Origin of the sequence: Mucilaginibacter boryungensis (genome assembly GCF_015221995.1) — a bacterium.
Taxonomy (GTDB): Bacteria; Bacteroidota; Bacteroidia; order Sphingobacteriales; family Sphingobacteriaceae; genus Mucilaginibacter; species Mucilaginibacter boryungensis.
On sequence record NZ_JADFFM010000002.1, the window covers coordinates 1,175,159 to 1,192,717 of the forward strand.

Genomic DNA, 17,559 nt, shown 5'->3' on the forward strand with positions numbered 1-17,559 from the left:
AACAGGGCGTTGCCGATAAAATTGAATTATTATGATACTGGCTAATCCCTGTCCCTGCTTAACTTGGTAAACTGTAGAGGGTTTTCATTCAACTGGGCCGATTCGCGGCGGTGTTTTACAATGTGTATCGCGGAAAATAAGGCTTCGCGAAAGGATACTTCAGATGCCTTGTTTTGCCCTGCAATATCGTATGCCGTGCCATGATCGGGCGAGGTGCGCACAAAGCTTAACCCTGCCGTATAATTTACGCCAGATTCAAACGAGATCTGTTTAAAAGGGATCAGGCCCTGATCGTGATACATCGCTAATACGGCATCGAACTTGGTATAGGTGGCATTTGCAAAAAAACCATCGGCAGGGTACGGGCCCATGGCCAGTATACCGGCAGCACGGGCTTCCTCCAGTGCGGGGGCAATTATGGTTTGTTCTTCATCGCCAATTAACCCATTATCGCCGGCATGCGGGTTTAAACCCAGCACTGCTATTTTGGGCTTGCGGATCCAGAAATCGGTTTTAAGGCTACTGTTCATTAACTTTAGCTTAGCTAATATTTTTTCGGTTGTAATGGCCTGTGGTATTTGCGAAACCGGGATATGGCCGGTAACAACACCAACACGCAAAGTATCGCTCACCAAAAACATTAACGATTCGGCTGCACCATCGCGTTCCTGTAAATACTCGGTATGCCCAGGAAATTTAAACGTGTCGCTCTGGATATTATCTTTATTAATAGGCGCTGTAACCAATGCGTCTATGTGTCCGCTTAGCAGATCGGTGGTAGCGCGTTCTAATGATAGCAACGCGTATTTGCCGCCAGTCTCATTGCTTTGGCCCAGGTCTATTTTCACATCCTCTTCCCAGCAATTGATCATGTTAGCTTTGCGGTGCTGTGCCTGCGAAGCCTCGGCAATAACGTTAAAATTCATGTCCTGTACATTTAATGTGCGGCGGTGAAACGAAGCCACCTTGGTATGTCCGTATACAATAGGAGTGCAATAATCCATTATAGCCGCATCGGCCAGGGTTTTGATGATGATCTCAAGGCCAATGCCATTGACATCGCCAATACTGATCCCTATTTTTATTTTCTCCATTTTTATAAGCTGAAAGTGGAGGCTCAAAGCGCAAAGCCTGAAACCCCGCATTGTTTATCATTGTCAAGTCCACCACGCGAACTCACTAATATGCAAAGCTATAACTTTTGACCATTTTTCCTGCTTTTCGGTTTCTGCTTTGGCCTTTCAGCTAAAAAACCGTTATTTGTTGCATGTCTCTGGTTAGTGCTAAAAAACATCTTGGTCAACACTTTTTAACCGACAAAAACATTGCTGCAAAAATTGTGGACAGTCTGCAATATAAGGGCAGATATTCGCGTGTGCTGGAAGTTGGCCCCGGAATGGGCGTACTATCCGACTTCCTGTTGCAAAAAACTGACCTGGAAACATACCTGATAGACATTGACACCGAATCGTATCAATATCTGCAAAAAAAATACCCGCAGTTGGGTGAACGGCTCATTAACAGCGACTTTCTTGAGATGGATTTCAGCAAGGTATCAACGGGGCCATTCGGGATAATTGGCAATTTTCCCTACAATATTTCTTCGCAAATACTTTTTAAAGTACTGGATAACCGTGATAAGGTGATAGAGGTTGTGGGGATGTTCCAAAAGGAAGTAGCCGAACGCTGCGCTGTAAAACCTGGGAGTAAAGAATACGGTATACTGAGCGTTTTTTTGCAGGCTTACTATAAGGTTGAATACTTGTTTACAGTGAAAGCCGGTGTATTTAACCCACCGCCAAAGGTGCTTTCGGCAGTAATCCGCTTAACGCGCAATGAAACCGAAAAACTGGATTGCGATGAAAAACTGTTTTGGCAGGTAGTAAAAGCAGGGTTTAACCAGCGCCGTAAAACCTTGCGTAACGCGGTATCATCCCTCATTAATAAAGAAAAAATGAGCGACGAACCTATGCTTGATCTGCGTGCAGAGCGGTTGAGCGTAGCTGATTTTGTGGAATTGACCAATAAAATAGTAGCAGCACGATGAAACCATGGGCTTTTTTATCAGTATTGCTATTATGTTCTATCGGCGCATTGGCGCAAGATAAAGCCCTCAGGAAAAGCCACATCATCCATCCCAAAAAGATCTATATGAAATATCGGGATAACCTAAACCCCGATAGTCTGATCATTCCCATAGTTTCAGATAAATACCCCCAATTAAAAAAAACTTTATCGGAAGAGCACCTTGTTAACGATGAGCCGATAATTAATAACGTTAAACGTTTTGAAACTGACGGTACTGGTATTACCTGGCTGGATTATGAGATACCTTTTGAAAGTAAAGATATCCTTTCCATCCATTTATATTACGAAAGCATGGGAGCCCACCCTGAAGAATACCAGGAATGGGATACTTATAACATCCATACAGGAAAGCCATATCCCATCAGTAATGAAATTAACCAGACTGGGCTAAATTGGGTATTCCGGACCTACAAACAACAATATAAAAAAGCCATTCATGAAGACCAGGCTTGGCGTGAAAAAAAGGATGAGGAGTATAAAAGGGATATAGATGAAGAAAAACTTTTTTATAATGAATTATATCATTCCATAGATACTCTGAGTAAAAAAGAAATGTTTACACATTATGCGTTCACTAAAAAAGGGGTGACATTTGTTACTGAACGCATTTTGCCGCATATGCGACAATCCTACGAACCAAGCCGCGACTGGTTTGTGCCTTGTGCTAAACTTCGTCAGTTTAAAAAACCTGGCGCATTGGTTATTAAATAGCGATGATCTGTCCGGCTGCTTCCAGTTCCTTCACTCTTGCTGCTACGCGTTTAATAAAAATATAATTGGTGGTGCCGCCTATCACGCCGCCTATTATCGGTACTAAGCGTTCGGCTGTACGTGTACCCACCATTAACAGCAGTTTTTCGGCAACGCTTTCCATTACTGTTTTAGTGAGGGCTACACCTGCTTCAACTTTTAAGGAAGTAGCTATCATAGTCATAAACTCTTCAAAGCCGAAATTATAACTGCCCTTATTATGGTACATCACTGCCATAGTTACACGAAACTGCTGGGTAATGAGATTCACCATATCTACCGGTACACCAATAAGCATGGTAATCATACCGCCGCTACCGGATACAGCTCCCGATGTAGCTGCCACAATGGCGCACTGCTCTATGTACTTATCCAGGCCCATTTTATCTACGCCTTTTTTTATGCCGAACTGATCTATGCGGTCAAATATTTGCTTAAAGCCCTCGCCGGATAGGTTGGCAATCTGTTGCTTTAAAGCGGCATTTATCTGTTGGTATTTAAATAGTTTCATAGCTGGATATTTAGTTGCACAGAATAGTACTATTTACGTGCCAAGTTATTTTGTACGTTTGTACAAATTGCTATTAAATTGAAAAATAATATCCTTATTGTCGACGATATACACCCCATTTTTATTGAACAGGCCGAGGCGCTGGGTTATACCTGCAATTACCAGCCCGATATTACACCCGCTGAAGCATTAAGTATTATTTCTCAGTATACAGGGCTGCTTATCCGTTCAAAGTTCCAGGTTGATAAAACAACGCTGGATACAGCTACTAACCTGCGCTTCATTTGCCGTGCCGGAGCGGGGATGGATAATATCGACGAGGATTATGCCATCAAAAAAGGGATTCATTTGCTCAATGCTCCCGAAGGTAATTCGGATGCGGTTGGCGAACATGCTATAGGGATGCTGCTGGCGCTGATGAACAATTTTAACCGCGCCGATGCTGAAATACGCGCCGGCGAGTGGAAGCGGGAAGCCAACAGGGGGTTCGAATTAAAAGGCAAAACCGTGGGCATTATTGGTTATGGCCACATGGGTCGAAGTTTTGCCCGTAAATTAAGTGGTTTCGAAGTGAACGTAATTGCTTACGATAAATATCGCACCGGTTTTAGCGACCATTATGCCAGGGAGGTTAGTATGGAGGAAATTGTAAAGCATAGTGATGTATTAAGCTTACATATCCCGCTCACACCCGAAACAAAAGGGATGGTTGACGATGAATACTTATTTCATTTTAAAAAGCCGATATTTTTGCTGAACACCGCGCGGGGCAAAGTAGTAAAAACACAAGCCGTACTTAACGCAATTAAACAGGGCAAAATATTGGGCGCGGGACTTGATGTGCTGGAGGTAGAAAAATTCCCGGTGCTTGGCGAGCAGCCTTGGTTTAGCGATTTAAAACAAAATGGTAAGATATTATTAACCCCGCACGTAGCAGGCTGGACATTCGATTCGTACCGGAAACTAAGCGAAGTGTTGGCGCAAAAGCTGGCGGCGCTTAAGCTTCTTCCCTAAAAAGTTCAGGCAGTAAAAAAATTTGGATATTAAAACTTAAATCACTTATCTTCGTTTTACAACAAAGCAAGACTATGCGGGCTAATAGGCCAACGTAGTCTTGTTTGTTTTTAATAAAAGCCTTAACGTCCTTCTTAAAAATGGGAGGGCGGTTTTTTTTGGCAAACCGTAAAGAATTAAAGTATTATTTATATAGTGAGTTATGGCAGAAGTAACCTATTACACCAAAGAGGGTTTAGAAAAATTAAAAGAAGAATTACAGTATTTAAAAACAGAAGGCCGTTCGCAAATTGCTAAAGCCATTGCCGAGGCGCGTGATAAAGGCGACCTTTCTGAAAATGCTGAATATGATGCAGCCAAAGAAGCACAAGGCCTGCACGAAACCAAAATTGCTAAACTAAGCGAGGTATTATCCAGCGCCCGTTTACTGGATGAATCTAAACTGGATACCTCAAAAGTACTGGCTTTGTCTATTGTAAAAATAAAGAACATAAAAAACGGCGCCACGATGAGCTATCAACTGGTATCAGAAACGGAAGCCGACCTTAAAGCCGGTAAAATATCGGTAGCATCGCCCATAGCCAAAGGGCTGCTGGGTAAATCTGTAGGCGATAAAACCGAGATACAGGTGCCCGCCGGTAAAATGGAATTTGAGATACTGGAAATTTCGCGCTAAACAATTAGTGAATGAGTGAGTTTTGAATGAGTGAATATCACATTTCCTATTCACTAAATCACTCATTCACTAATTCAAAATTAGATTATGCCAAGCATCTTTTCAAAAATAGTAGCCGGTGATATACCCGCCTATAAAGTAGCCGAAAGCAACGATTTTCTGGCTTTCCTGGATATTAGTCCGCTTACTGAAGGCCATTTGTTGGTGATCCCCAAAATGGAAGTGGATTATTTATTCGACCTGGATGACGAAACTTATGCGGGCTTGCAATTATTTGCCAAAATAGTAGCTATTGGCTTAAAAAAAGCCATCCCTTGCGAGCGTATTGGCGTAGTAGTAATGGGCCTCGAGGTACCGCATGCGCACATCCATTTGATACCCATGAACGAGGCTAACGATATTAATTTCACAAATCCTAAGTTGAAATTTACTGCTGAACAATTTGAGGCTACACTGGAAAAGATAAAAGAAGCATTGAGGGAAGAACGGGAAGAAGAGTAATATATTTTTTGTCATTACGAGGAGCGTCGCGACGCGGCAATCTCATAGCTTGATTTACGAACTACGAGATTATTAATAATGCATTTATTTTTAAGGCATTAATGAGCTCCCGTTGGTCGGTTGTCCACGCTATCACTCGCAATGACAAATTATAAATAAATTACTTCTTAATCTTCAACGGCGAGGCTACACGCTGGGTATTGTCCTTTACAAAGGCTTCCCAACCCGAATAAGATATTTTATTGCCACGCCCGGTAGTAATACGCTGAAAGCTGTGGCAAACGGCTACGGCCAGCCCGTCGGTGGCATCTAAAAACTCGGGGCTTTCTTCAAATTTTAATAATGTTTTAAGCATGGCGGCAACCTGCTCCTTGGTAGCATTACCATTACCGGTGATGGATTGCTTTATTTTACGCGGGGCATATTCGCATATAACTAAACTACGCGATAAGGCAGCGGCAATAGCCACTCCTTGCGCCCGGCCCAGCTTAAGCATCACCTGAATGTTTTTGCCGTAAAACGGAGCCTCAATAGCCAAACAATCGGGTTTGTAGTTATCAATTAGGGCTACTGTTTTTTCGAAAATGCGCTGCAGTTTTAAGTTGTGATCGTCAAGGTTAGCCATTTTTACTACCCCAAGGCTAATCAACTCCAGTTTAGACCCAACTTCCTTCACCAATCCGTAACCCATCACCGCTGTGCCGGGGTCTATCCCTAAAATTATCCGCTCTTTTTTATCGGGTTGCTGCATGTATTGCAAAGCTAACCATTTTGATGTGCAAATGTGCGAATATGCAAAAGTGCAGATAATTAAAATCGATAGAATTTACAATATTCATTCATCTGCAAATACGCACATTTGCATATCTGCACATTAAAACAAGGCCTCCATATATTCTTCCCTGCTTATCATTTCAGCGCCTAACGATTCCAGGTGCGCGGTATACACCTGGCAATCTATCAAATCATACCTGTTGGTTTGGCAAAGGGCGATCAATGCCGCTTTCGAGGCATTACTTGTTTTACTAAACATGCTTTCTCCACAAAATACCCGGCCAACCTGAACGCCATATAGGCCGCCAACCAATTCATTATGCTCCCAAACCTCAACCGAATGCGCATGGCCAAGGCGGTGCAATCCGGTATAAGCGGTTATCATATCGTTGGTTATCCAGGTACCGTCCTGATCCTCACGATAAACAGTAGAACAAGCTTGTATCACATCTTCAAAGGCGGTATCAAATGTTACACTGAATTTGCCCGACCGCAGCACCTGCCGCATGCTTCGGGATATCTTCAGCCTTTGGGGATAAAGCACAAATCGCTGATGCGGCGAATACCACAAAATAGGGGTATCATCACTATACCAGGGGAATATGCCGTTTTGATAAGCCAACAACAGACGCGCTGGCGATAAGTCGCCGCCTATAGCCAGCAGGCCGTCTTCTTCAGCCAGTTGAGGGGCGGGAAACAGTAAACGTTCATCAAGCCTGAATATCATCAGGGGCAAATTTACGCCTTTCGTTTAATCACCATTTTTTTATTCTGGGCCCGCGCAATGTCATCCATGTACTTCTGCATTTCGTTGTATTGGGCCGCAGGTATTATCTGGTTATTAAGTTTGAATTTTACCGTGGATGTTAACTGGTTTTTTGTTTTGTCGTATTGGTAACTGGCTTCATAGTTGCCATAGCTAAACTTTAGTTTTACATCGGCAGGCAGGGTTTCCATTTCAAAGCCGGCGGGCAAATCTATCGCAGTAACACACGATTTTTGCATGGGATGTTCAAAATAGTAATCGGTTTTGCGTTTTTCTATTTCGGGCAAGGTTAATCGCCAAATATCAAATACGCTGGGTTTGTAAAACTGCTTATCACCAACGGCCAAGTCGCAAAATTTATCGTAGTCTAAATCTATATTTATTTCCTTAGTACCATCTTTATCGGGTGCCGAATTAAAATTGAAGGCCGATGGTTGTTTAAGGTTAAGGTATTTTATTAAGTAAGTTTTTTGTTCATCCATCTTAATAGATGCCAGTCCCACATACATGCTTCGATATTCACCGGTTGAAAGGAATTTTAATTGTGCCTTAGCGCTGCCATCGGGATTGATGGCCACATGGACATAGCTATCAAACAGGTTATCCTGCAAAACGCTTTTTGGCGTACTAACCAATTTGCCGCCGTCTTCGGTAATTAGCAGGGCATTGCGGTTTTCGGTAAAAGTCCCCAATTTTCCAAAAGGCTGAGTGGTGCTGGTACACTCAAGCCAAGTGGTATCGCCTTTTAAGGGCACACATAATATTACGTGGTTAAATACATTATCAGGGAAGTCCGGATCGGCCGGTTTTTCGTTAACACCCGCATTTATAATAGCATAATACGATGGAATATTTACAGCTTTTAATAATGCGTACATATAATTTGATAAGGCTTTGCAATCACCATATTTCTTTTGGTCTACAAACATTGCCGGGAATGGTTTTAAACCACCAATACCAAGTTGCACACTCACATAGCGCATATTCTGCTGTAAATATCTGTAAAGGAACCGCACCTTATCCTTGTCGCTTTTTATGGTGTCGGTCATCTTTTTTATTTCAGCCGACCGCTCAGGGCTTAGGGTACTTACATCCGCATTCAATTTAGCTATCCATTTGCCAAAATTTTGCCAGCTATCAAAAGCCCCTGGGATACCATAATACTCAAAATTGTTAGTAGCCATCGCAATCTTTTGCTGTAATTGCCAGCTTAAAGTATTGTCTTCGGGCTTAACTGCTTTCAGGTTTTTTACTTGCCAGTTGTAAGTTTCCATATCGCCTTGTGTGCCCTTTATTGGGGTTAAAGCTATATTTTGTGCCTTGTATCTAAAGCCAACAGTTGGGTTTACTGTCACCTTGCAATAAGCGGCTTCAATAGCTACTTCAGCCTTTGGCCTTATCATCCACGCGCCCAGATCTGTAAAGCTTGATATATCTTCTTCATAGGATACCTCTATAGTAGTTGGATAGCTTGCTATAGCATGTTGCACGGCTAAAAGGCGGTCATCCGTAACAATAGTTTCATCGTCCGTTGCAGAACGATCATACATATCGCTCTTATGATATTTCTTTAACAACTGCCCTGTAGTACTATATACTTTAATTTCGATGTTCGAATAAGTATCATACTTGCGGTTATACATTAATACTACTTCACCCGCCTTATCCCCTTTTTCATTTAATACCGTGGTGATGCTATGATGTTTTAACACCTGTTTACCCGGTGCTTTTACTGTAATCTCATTCATGGTATAACGGATTACAGCATTGGCGTTTTCTTTTAGTGAATCGGGGATGCCCGATGCCAGATAAACCTCTTTAGGTAGTGTTTTATCCTGGCCGTAGCTGCTTGCTAAACCCAATGAAAAAAATAAAGCAGTACTTAGTACTGCTATAGTTATCCTGTTCATAATTATATAAGCCTTACGATTTTTTCAACACCACTTGTTCATTTATGGCTTCATGCATTTTCTTATAAAATTCATGTATCTGCCCATAATCTTCTTTGAAGTAAATGCTTTTTTTATGGTCCATTAAATATCTTACTACAATTGATCCGTTTTGCTCGCCAACTATACGTCGGAAGGTGATACTTTGATCGGGCATTTGCAAAATGATGTTTTTAGGTAAAGCATCAGCTTTATAACCATCGGGTATTTTGTAATTGCCTACAAGCGAGAAATTATCGCGGTACCCAAAATCAATATCCGACATCCGGTTCTCAGCTAAAAACGGGTTGGTACGCAAAGGTGCGAAAACAGATGGAATAAAATAGATATAGGTACCATCACTGCCTGTCAGGTCCATTTTAAAATCCATACTTTGCGACAACGGTAAAGTATCCGTTTCCATATTTTCCAATTTAAGACTTGCTATTTTAATCGCATTATCATTGTTCCTCAAATAGTCAATATACTTTTGCTCGCCGTCTGTCTTGTATCGCTTTATGCCATTTATCCGATTATAGCTATACGCGGTCATCTCTGCCTTCCCTGCCATTTTTCCGTCGGGGTTAATATCGGCGTTAATTAAAATAACCTGTTGTGATGGAGTGCTTTTGTCTAAGAATACTGTATTAAAGCGTTTGTTTTCTTTGTCTATATATAAACCGGTAGAATTAAGCAGGTTATCCGGTATTTCATTATAACTGTTATATTTTCCGGTAGCATCCAGAATATAATGGAGGGTACTATCAACCGGAATATAAACTACTGCCCGGTTAAATTGGTATAAAAATGTATATGCCGGATTAACCTTACCGTGTTCGCGCGTGCTGACTACCATGGGGTAAGCCTCTACACCGGTCTTGTTAAGAAGATGATATAATATGAGGTTAATTTCGGCTGAGTTCCCCGTTTTCTTCTCCCATGCTTTAACGGTACCATCATTAGTATACCAGCGGTCAACACCGTCCCATTTCATGGCCGATTGCACTTCTTTAAAAACATAGGTCATTTTTTCCTTATTGGTTTTCATGGCTTTGGCTTTAGTAATAATGGCCTCTTCGTTGGCCAGTTTACGCTTTAATTGTGCACCAAAATCCTCATCGTCAGCTAATATCGCACCAACCTTTGCCCATGTGTCAGAGAATGATCGGGTAAAACCATTTATAGGCTTGATATAAGTTAACTGAAAAAAAAGTGATTGCATATTATCCGTAGCCGATGTCATGTAAGGTTCATCTGGCATGGAATGGATATTTGCTAAAGCCCGTTTTTTCTCCAGTAATGAGTAGGAAACCACATCAGTGCCGGTACCAACACTTTTTGATTCTGTACTTTCTTTGTTCAACAAATAAGGGTCTATTACATGGCTTTGTTCCCGAAAATACAACAGATCGGGAATGGAGGTGTCAAGCTCGCTGTAACGGGTAGGTATTTTACTTTGAAAATACCAGTCAGGAACATTAGAAAATGATTGTGTGGTCCATTTATAACGATATTCTATTACCGATCCTGGCTTTACATTAGGAAATGAAAAAACATAAGCCGAACGGGATTTGTCGATGGTTTCATTATAAAGTACCTTTTTGTCAAGTTTGGTTATTTCAATTTTACCATTTACCAGGTTAATTGTCTCGGCCTCTATCCCTGTAATATATTCATAATGGTTGCCACTAATATATTCAATGCGGATGTTAGCTTCATTTTTGCCATTATCATTAAATATCTTTATACGTTTATGGCGCTCCATCATAATGTTAAACTGGTCATCGTAATAGGTATCGCCTTTGTCAAAAAGCACCATAGCGTTGGCATCTTTTTCAAAATCGCAGGCTTTTAGCTCCAGGTCGGCTATATCAATTTTGCCATAAGGTTGTGTTGTAGGGATACCCGGAACTTCAGTTTTCTTTTGGGCATTGGTTATTGTAGTAGCTAAGCCACACAGTAACAGGGCAGTAAAAATTTTATTCATTGCAAGGGTTTGGTAGCACTAAATATAATGCAAATTTCTTTTAAATAAAATTTATATCGGGAATTACTCTATAGCAAGGGAACTGAACCATATTGTAAAAATGTAATAACTAAACTATAGGGGCCATCGTCATACTGTAGTATAATTGATAGCCTTTGCCCAATTAACACGATTGTTACGAACCTTATATGTATCTGCGTGTTTAATTATTAACTTTGTGGTGTAACAACGTTTGCGTGTTGGTTTGAAAAGAAATAACAGAAATATCATTTATACCTGGGTACTGCTGCTTTTTTTTATAGCAGGCCAATATTTAGCATTTACACACACGCATTACAAGCAGGGTAGTATAGCAACATCAACCAAATCGGGCTTGCCTGTTTTAAAAGAGAAGTGCGATGTTTGCGCTGTAATGCACCACTCGCATATGTTGCTTACACAGCATGTATATTTTACCCCCGCAATTGCTGTATTATGCCACTATCAGTATAAAAAATCTGATATAACGCTTATACAGCTTGTCCTGGCATCGGGCAGGGCACCTCCATCTGCAATTTCATAATTCCCTCAGGTTTTTTGTTCTTCCCCCGCACTTAAGTGTTGGTATTTATTAATTAAAGTTTATTATTATGAAATTTAAGATATTCAGCTTTTTGCTGATGCAATTGATATTTATAGCAGCCAAAGCAGATATTGGCAATGTGACCGGAAAGGTAATTGATGCTACCAACAAAATGACGCTGCCCGGGGCCACAATTTCTATCCCCGACCTAAAGATTACTGCAGCTACCGATGCTAATGGCAATTTTACTTTCAGGTCGCTGCCGCCAAGAGGCAAACTGATTATGCAGGTGCAATATGTAGGCTACAAAACATTGACCCAGGTGGTTGATATGTCATCTACCGCCCCCATTGTTTTTGAGATGCAGCCCACCAGTATTGAAACCAAAGAGGTGGTAATTACCGGCACACCTACAAGTTCGAATAACAAGCAAAACAGCACCTCGGTATCTACGCTTAACCGCGAGGAGTTACTGCGCCCATCGACTAATTTAATTGATGCTATTGCTAAGCAGGTGCCTGGTTTTTCGCAGATCAGCACCGGGCCGGCCATATCAAAACCGGTGATCAGGGGCTTAAGCGCCAACCGCGTGGTGACACTGGATGATGGTGTAAAACAACAAGGCCAGCAATTTGGTGATGAGCATGGTGTGGAGATTGACCAGTTTAAAATTGAACGCGTTGAAGTGCTGAAAGGTGCAGCATCGTTAATGTATGGCTCGGATGCATTGGGCGGGGTGCTTAACCTGTTAGAACCATTAACCACGCCGGATGGTGAAGTACGTGGCGAATTAGTATCAAACTATTCAACCAACAATGGTTTAACCAGCAACTCGCTGATGCTGACCGGCAATGAGAATGGCTTTGTTTGGCGCGGTCGCGGATCATACAAAAATGCTTATTCATTCAACACACCAACTGGCTATTTCCCTAACTCGGGCTTTAACGAAACCGACTTGAATGGCATGCTTGGCTTTAATAAAAGCTGGGGCTATTCGCACCTTATTTTTTCGTACTTTAAAAATAACATAGGTTTTTACGACCCTGAGTTTAACAATGCGGGGCAATATGTAAATGAAAGTGGCGTGGCATTTACCGATAAGGATTACAAAAGCCGTACTATTGATTTCCCCCGTCAGGATATCCGCCATTTTAAAATAGCATTGGATAATAACATCGTGTTCAGTTCAGGTTCGCTAAAGCTTAACCTGGGTTTTCAAAATAACCAGCGCCGCGAATTGGACAACCCAACACCCTCATTGTTTTTTGATCTGAACACCTATTCGGGCGATGCCAAATATTACCTGAACGAGAAAAATGGCTGGGAACCTGTTTTTGGTCTCAGTATTGATGCCGGTCATAGCGTAAACAAAGGCACCGAGTTTTTGATCCCCGATTACGATACCCATGGCGGCGGCGCGTTTGCTTATCTGAAAAAAACCTGGAATAAAAACACCTTGAACTTTGGTTTACGCTACGACTACCGCGATAATAAAGGCAAAGGCTTAGTTGAAAATGGCACTACACGTTTCACCGCTTTTGATAACAATGCATCAAACGTAAGTACTGCTATTGGCTACACCCACGAGTTTACCGATCGTTTAAGTTTCAAAGCAAATGCAGGTACCGCTTTCCGTGCGCCAAACACAGCCGAATTAGGATCGAATGGTGTGCACGAAGGGACTTTCCGTTACGAGGTGGGCAACCCCAATTTAAGCCCCGAACGCAGTTATCAAACTGATGCGGCTTTTGAATACGATAATGATAAAGTGTCAGCCAGCCTGGGAATCTACAATAACTATATCCATAATTTTATTTACGCGGCAAATGCCGCGGGCGATAATATTACGGTTACCGACAATAACGGCAACCCACAATTATATCCCATTTATCGCTACACGCAGGTAAATGCCAATCTATATGGAGTGGAAGCCAGCCTTACCCTACATCCTGTAAGGTATATCCACTTAGATAACACTTTTGGCTATACCCATGCGCAAAATACAACGCTGGGCAGACCGTTATCGTTCATACCGGCAGGTAATATGCACAACACTATCCGTTTTGAGCCGAAAATTGGTAAACTGAAAGACAGTTATATTTCTTTCGGTTTGGATAATTATTTTGCTCAAAACCGCTTTGATGCCGCTTTTGAAACACCAACCAGCGCTTATACGCTCATTAATGCATCTGTAGGCACAACGGTTGCTTTTGGTAAGCAAAAAGTTAAAATTTATGTAGCGGGCAATAACCTGAGCGATAAAAAATATTATGATGCCTTAAGCCGCCTTAAACCGGGCCGCCTGGATCAAACTAACCCTACGCTTGGTGTATATAACCCGGGCCGGAACATTACTTTTGGTATTAATATCCCTTTTGTGTTAGCCAAAATGAATTGATCATATAAGTTCCTATGAAAGCAAAAAGCCCCGTGCCGATGGTATGGGGCTTTTTGCTTTTGGGAGTTTTTATAGCTAAATCTGCCTATCTTCAAATAAATATTAAATTTTTTTAGGCCTGCGTGCAACGCCGGGAAACTCCCTGCGTCTATTTAACATGAAAGCTGATTCACAATTGGAAGCTGTATACATAGACAAACACTATCAACTTGTTGCAGAGTGCAAGCAAGGAAGTAAAAAGGCCTGTTTCGAGCTGTACAAGCTGTACGCTAAAGCAATGTTGAACATTGCCTTTAGGGTGGTTGGAAATATGGACGAAGCCGAGGATGTTTTGCAGGAAGCTTTCCTTGACGCGTTTAACCGCATAAAGGATTTCAGGCAGGAAACAACATTTGGCTTATGGCTTAAACAAATTGTGGTGCACCGCTCCATAAACCTGCTGCGCAAGCGCAAAATGGAATGGGCTGAACTGGAAGAGGGGGAACTGGAGAATATTGCCGATGAAGAACCGGACGACCAGGAAGAAATGCTTTACAAAGTGGAACGGGTAAAAGCCGCCATGAAAGAATTGCCTGAAGGCTACCGTGTAGTAATTTCTCTTTATTTACTGGAGGGGTACGATCACGAAGAGATAGGGCAGATACTAAATATAAGTGAAAACACCAGCAGGACACAGTTTTTGCGGGCGAAAAGAAAATTAAGTGAAATACTAAAACAGAAAGGATTAGTGGCATGAGCAAGCGATTAGAAGATTTTATCAGGAACAATAAAGTTGAGTTTGACGATCTGGAACCACGCGAAGGTTTGTGGGATAACATTGAATCGAAATTATTTACAGAAGAGCAGCCGGTAATTGAGCTGCCTAAAAAACGCGAGACAAAAACTTTTTCATTAGGCTATGTTTTGCGGGTGGCCGCCATCGTCATCATGGTAATGTGTATCAGCTTTGTGTTGTATATAAAAAACCAAAGGGCAAATACTGTTGACTATGCAGCAATTAACCCCGAGTTTGCTAAACAGCGCATGCAATATGCATCGTTGGTGCAAACCAAACGCAGCGAATTAAAAACGCTTACAAAATCTAACCCCGAGCTTTACCATGAGTTTAGCGCCGAGATAGCCAAAATGGATTCTACTTATAAAAAACTAAATCATGATTTAGCTACCAGTCCCAACCAGGAACGTGTTTTACGTGCAATGATCCGGAACTTGCAAATACAAACCGAGGTGCTGAACCAGCAACTAAACGTAATTGAACAATTTAACGAACTTAAAAATCAACAACAACATGAAACTAAGAGTATATAAAATTGCGGCACTTGCCTGCCTGATGGCTGTCGGCGTTAAAAGTAACGCACAGCAATCATCCTCATCTTCTTCCGGTTCTAATGCGCCGGCTATAGCACAATCACCAACCCCTGCGGCGGCTGCACATGGCTCTGGTTTAGCTTCAACTAATGGTTCACTTTTTACCTACATAGCACCACATTTAGATGGTTTGGCAAGCATAAATGCACCTATGGCCATGGCATTCGACCTAGCGGGTATACAAGACTCTACCTACCGTAAAAAAATGCTGAAACTACAGGAAGAAATGCGCGACCTGCAAAAGCAAATGAGCACCCTGCGTACCGAGGAAATGAAAAAGAACAGCGAAGAAATGCGCAAGCGCTATGCCGAACAAAGCAAGGTTTATGCAGAAGCTTTTAAAGGGTTTGATAAGAAATTCCAGAACTTTGGCCAGCACTTCAACTTTGAAAAATCGGATGCTGATTTAGATAAAAAAGTACAAAGCGGGGAATACAAACTAAAAACAAAATCGTACAGCAAAAGCTATAATATCGATGCTAACGACAAAATACAGATAGAAAATAAATTTGGCAAAGTTACCGTAAACACCTGGGCCAAAAACGAGGTTAAAGTTGATGTAGAAATAAAAGCGTATGCTAATGAAGATGCCGACGCGCAAAAACTGCTTGACCAGGTAAATATTAAGGACAGTAAAGACAACAATAATGTTAGTTTCACCACCACAATTGGCGACGAAGACCACAAAAACAATTTTTGGGGCACCTGGACCAGCAATGGTAAAACAACTATCCGCAAAACTGTGGTTAACTACGTGGTGTATATGCCGGCTAAAAGCTCGTTAAGCCTTACCAACAGCTATGGCGCGGTTATATTGCCACAACTATCAGGAAAAGTAACACTTAGAAACAGCTGGGGTAACCTTACCGCTAAGGCGCTAACAAATCCTGATAACGATATTGTAGTACGCTATGGCGCTGCCGATATTGAAAGCCTGGTAGGCAGCGATTTGAAAGTATCCTACGGCAGCCTTAACCTGCAATCGGCTGATAGGCTGAATGCCGACATAAGCTCCAGTCCAGCTAAAATTGGCACCATCAGCACATCGGGTACTATTAATGTGCGCTACGGTGATGGCTTGCAAATTGTCAACCTGGGTAAAGGGCTGAAAACACTGTCGGTTAATTCAAGCTTTGCCCCGGTAAAATTAAGCTCGCTAAGCAACGATAACGCTGACTTTGACGTTACCGTGCACAACGGTGGTTTCAGCTACGATAACGGCATAAGCGTAATCAGCAAAAGTCCGTCAGATGATCAGCACCGCTGGAGCACTACACAAACCTACAAAGGTCATGTAGGCAAAGGCAGCAGCGATAAAGTGATCACTATCAAATCAAATTACAGCAGCGTAAAGTTTGATCAATAATACGTTCCATTATATAAAACACAAAGGGCCGCAAATGCGGCCCTTTGTGTTTATACCTCCTGCCCCAAAAAATGATCAAAAGTATCGCTACGTAACCCTAAACGAATTGTTTCCAGAGGGATCATATCGGCAGGAGCAATATTACCCAGGTTTACATTGGCGCCTAATAGCTTAATAAACCACACCTGCTGTGGCTTTTGCGGAGCTTCCCAGATAATACTTTCTTCGGGTATTTGCGTAAGTATCTCATCCACTAAGCCCTGACGCACCTCGCCTGAATCGCGGTAGATGCCTACGTTGCCGCTTTCACGGGCTTCGGCAATTACTTTCCAGCTACCGGCTTCCAGTTCGGCCTTCATCAGCTGGATCCATTTGTATGGGGCAAATATCTTTTGCACGTCTTTTGATCCTACTTCAGATATTACGGTAACCTGATTTTTTAGCTTGTGGATATATTCACATTTCACATCGTGCGGGATGGTGATCGATCCGTCAGATACTTCGGCGTGCTGCAATTTATATTTATCCAGTAAGCGGCAATAGTCATCAAACTGGTTGCGTACTATAAATGCTTCAAATAGTGTTCCGCCAAAATATACAGGGATACCAGCTTCGCGATAAAGCTTTAGTTTTTCATCAAGATTTGGAGTAACGTAGGATGTAGCCCAACCCAGCTTTACAATATCAGTATTAGCACCAGCAGTTTCTATCAGGTCTTCCACTCCACGCAAGCTCAGGCCTTTATCCATTACCATTGTAAGGCCGCTTTGGCGCGGCTTAACGGTACGCTCAGGCAAGTTATTAATAATATAATTCATGGTTATAAGCTATAACAATAAGTTTTACTGAACAAATTTAGATAAAATATCT

The 17,559-nt window shown here is 41.9% G+C and carries 17 protein-coding genes; 10 read left to right on the forward strand and 7 right to left on the reverse strand.

From position 1 onward, the window contains the following. Nucleotides 1-41 precede the first annotated feature (41 nt). Nucleotides 42-1,094, reverse strand: a complete 1,053-nt coding sequence (gene pdxA / locus IRJ18_RS18095) for a 4-hydroxythreonine-4-phosphate dehydrogenase PdxA (protein WP_194107699.1) — start codon at nt 1,092-1,094, stop codon at nt 42-44. A 173-nt stretch (nt 1,095-1,267) separates the two neighbouring features. On the opposite strand from pdxA, the gene rsmA reads away from it, so the two are divergent. Both rsmA and IRJ18_RS18105 read left to right on the forward strand, forming a co-directional pair. Next, nucleotides 1,268-2,047: a 16S rRNA (adenine(1518)-N(6)/adenine(1519)-N(6))-dimethyltransferase RsmA gene (rsmA, locus tag IRJ18_RS18100; RefSeq protein WP_194107700.1), complete on the forward strand. Its 780-nt coding sequence runs from the start codon at nt 1,268-1,270 to the stop codon at nt 2,045-2,047. Next, nucleotides 2,044-2,799, forward strand: coding sequence for a hypothetical protein (locus IRJ18_RS18105; protein ID WP_194107701.1), 756 nt, complete (start codon nt 2,044-2,046; stop codon nt 2,797-2,799). Before rsmA ends, IRJ18_RS18105 begins: the two co-directional genes overlap by 4 nt. Here IRJ18_RS18105 and IRJ18_RS18110 read toward each other — a convergent pair. Continuing rightward, nucleotides 2,792-3,349 carry a penta-EF hand family protein gene (locus IRJ18_RS18110; protein ID WP_194107702.1) on the reverse strand — a complete coding sequence of 186 codons (558 nt, stop codon included), beginning with the start codon at nt 3,347-3,349 and terminating at the stop codon, nt 2,792-2,794. The two genes, IRJ18_RS18105 and IRJ18_RS18110, sit on opposite strands and share 8 nt — an antisense overlap. 78 nt (nt 3,350-3,427) lie before the next feature. On the opposite strand from IRJ18_RS18110, the gene IRJ18_RS18115 reads away from it, so the two are divergent. The 3 genes from IRJ18_RS18115 (at nt 3,428) to IRJ18_RS18125 (ending at nt 5,540) form a co-directional block, all read left to right on the forward strand. Further along, nucleotides 3,428-4,363, forward strand: coding sequence for a 2-hydroxyacid dehydrogenase (locus IRJ18_RS18115; protein WP_194107703.1), 936 nt, complete (start codon nt 3,428-3,430; stop codon nt 4,361-4,363). A 202-nt stretch (nt 4,364-4,565) separates the two neighbouring features. Continuing rightward, nucleotides 4,566-5,039, forward strand: coding sequence for a transcription elongation factor GreA (gene greA, locus IRJ18_RS18120; protein WP_194107704.1), 474 nt, complete (start codon nt 4,566-4,568; stop codon nt 5,037-5,039). A gap of 87 nt (nt 5,040-5,126) precedes the next feature. After that, nucleotides 5,127-5,540, forward strand: coding sequence for an HIT family protein (locus IRJ18_RS18125; protein WP_194107705.1), 414 nt, complete (start codon nt 5,127-5,129; stop codon nt 5,538-5,540). A 160-nt stretch (nt 5,541-5,700) separates the two neighbouring features. On the opposite strand, the gene ruvC is transcribed toward IRJ18_RS18125, so the two are convergent. From ruvC to IRJ18_RS18145, 4 genes are all read right to left on the reverse strand, one after another. Continuing rightward, entirely contained in the window at nt 5,701-6,291 is a 591-nt protein-coding gene (ruvC, locus tag IRJ18_RS18130; RefSeq protein WP_194107706.1) for a crossover junction endodeoxyribonuclease RuvC, read from the reverse strand. 123 nt (nt 6,292-6,414) lie between these two features. Further along, entirely contained in the window at nt 6,415-7,041 is a 627-nt protein-coding gene (aat, locus tag IRJ18_RS18135; RefSeq protein ID WP_194107707.1) for a leucyl/phenylalanyl-tRNA--protein transferase, read from the reverse strand. A gap of 11 nt (nt 7,042-7,052) precedes the next feature. After that, a complete protein-coding gene (locus tag IRJ18_RS18140; RefSeq protein ID WP_194107708.1) occupies nt 7,053-8,990 on the reverse strand; it encodes a DUF3857 domain-containing protein in 1,938 nt (645 codons plus the stop codon). 13 nt (nt 8,991-9,003) lie between these two features. Further along, a complete protein-coding gene (locus IRJ18_RS18145) occupies nt 9,004-10,995 on the reverse strand; it encodes a DUF3857 domain-containing protein (protein ID WP_194107709.1) in 1,992 nt (663 codons plus the stop codon). Nucleotides 10,996-11,239: 244 nt separating this feature from the next. On the opposite strand from IRJ18_RS18145, the gene IRJ18_RS18150 reads away from it, so the two are divergent. From IRJ18_RS18150 to IRJ18_RS18170, 5 genes are all read left to right on the forward strand, one after another. Continuing rightward, nucleotides 11,240-11,557 carry a hypothetical protein gene (locus IRJ18_RS18150; protein WP_194107710.1) on the forward strand — a complete coding sequence of 106 codons (318 nt, stop codon included), beginning with the start codon at nt 11,240-11,242 and terminating at the stop codon, nt 11,555-11,557. A gap of 67 nt (nt 11,558-11,624) precedes the next feature. After that, on the forward strand, nt 11,625-13,955 hold the full coding sequence (locus IRJ18_RS18155; protein WP_194107711.1) for a TonB-dependent receptor: 2,331 nt from the start codon (nt 11,625-11,627) through the stop codon (nt 13,953-13,955). A 157-nt stretch (nt 13,956-14,112) separates the two neighbouring features. After that, complete coding sequence (locus IRJ18_RS18160) at nt 14,113-14,691, forward strand: RNA polymerase sigma factor (RefSeq protein WP_194107712.1); 579 nt, start codon at nt 14,113-14,115, stop codon at nt 14,689-14,691. Then, the gene (locus IRJ18_RS18165; RefSeq protein WP_194107713.1) at nt 14,688-15,263 is read left to right on the forward strand and encodes a hypothetical protein; all 576 of its coding nucleotides are present in this window, start codon (nt 14,688-14,690) and stop codon (nt 15,261-15,263) included. The genes IRJ18_RS18160 and IRJ18_RS18165 overlap by 4 nt, the downstream gene beginning before the upstream one ends. After that, on the forward strand, nt 15,244-16,689 hold the full coding sequence (locus IRJ18_RS18170; protein ID WP_194107714.1) for a hypothetical protein: 1,446 nt from the start codon (nt 15,244-15,246) through the stop codon (nt 16,687-16,689). The genes IRJ18_RS18165 and IRJ18_RS18170 overlap by 20 nt, the downstream gene beginning before the upstream one ends. Before the next feature lie 50 nt (nt 16,690-16,739). On the opposite strand, the gene IRJ18_RS18175 is transcribed toward IRJ18_RS18170, so the two are convergent. Beyond that, complete coding sequence (locus tag IRJ18_RS18175) at nt 16,740-17,507, reverse strand: phosphosulfolactate synthase (RefSeq protein WP_194107715.1); 768 nt, start codon at nt 17,505-17,507, stop codon at nt 16,740-16,742. Nucleotides 17,508-17,559 lie beyond the last annotated feature (52 nt).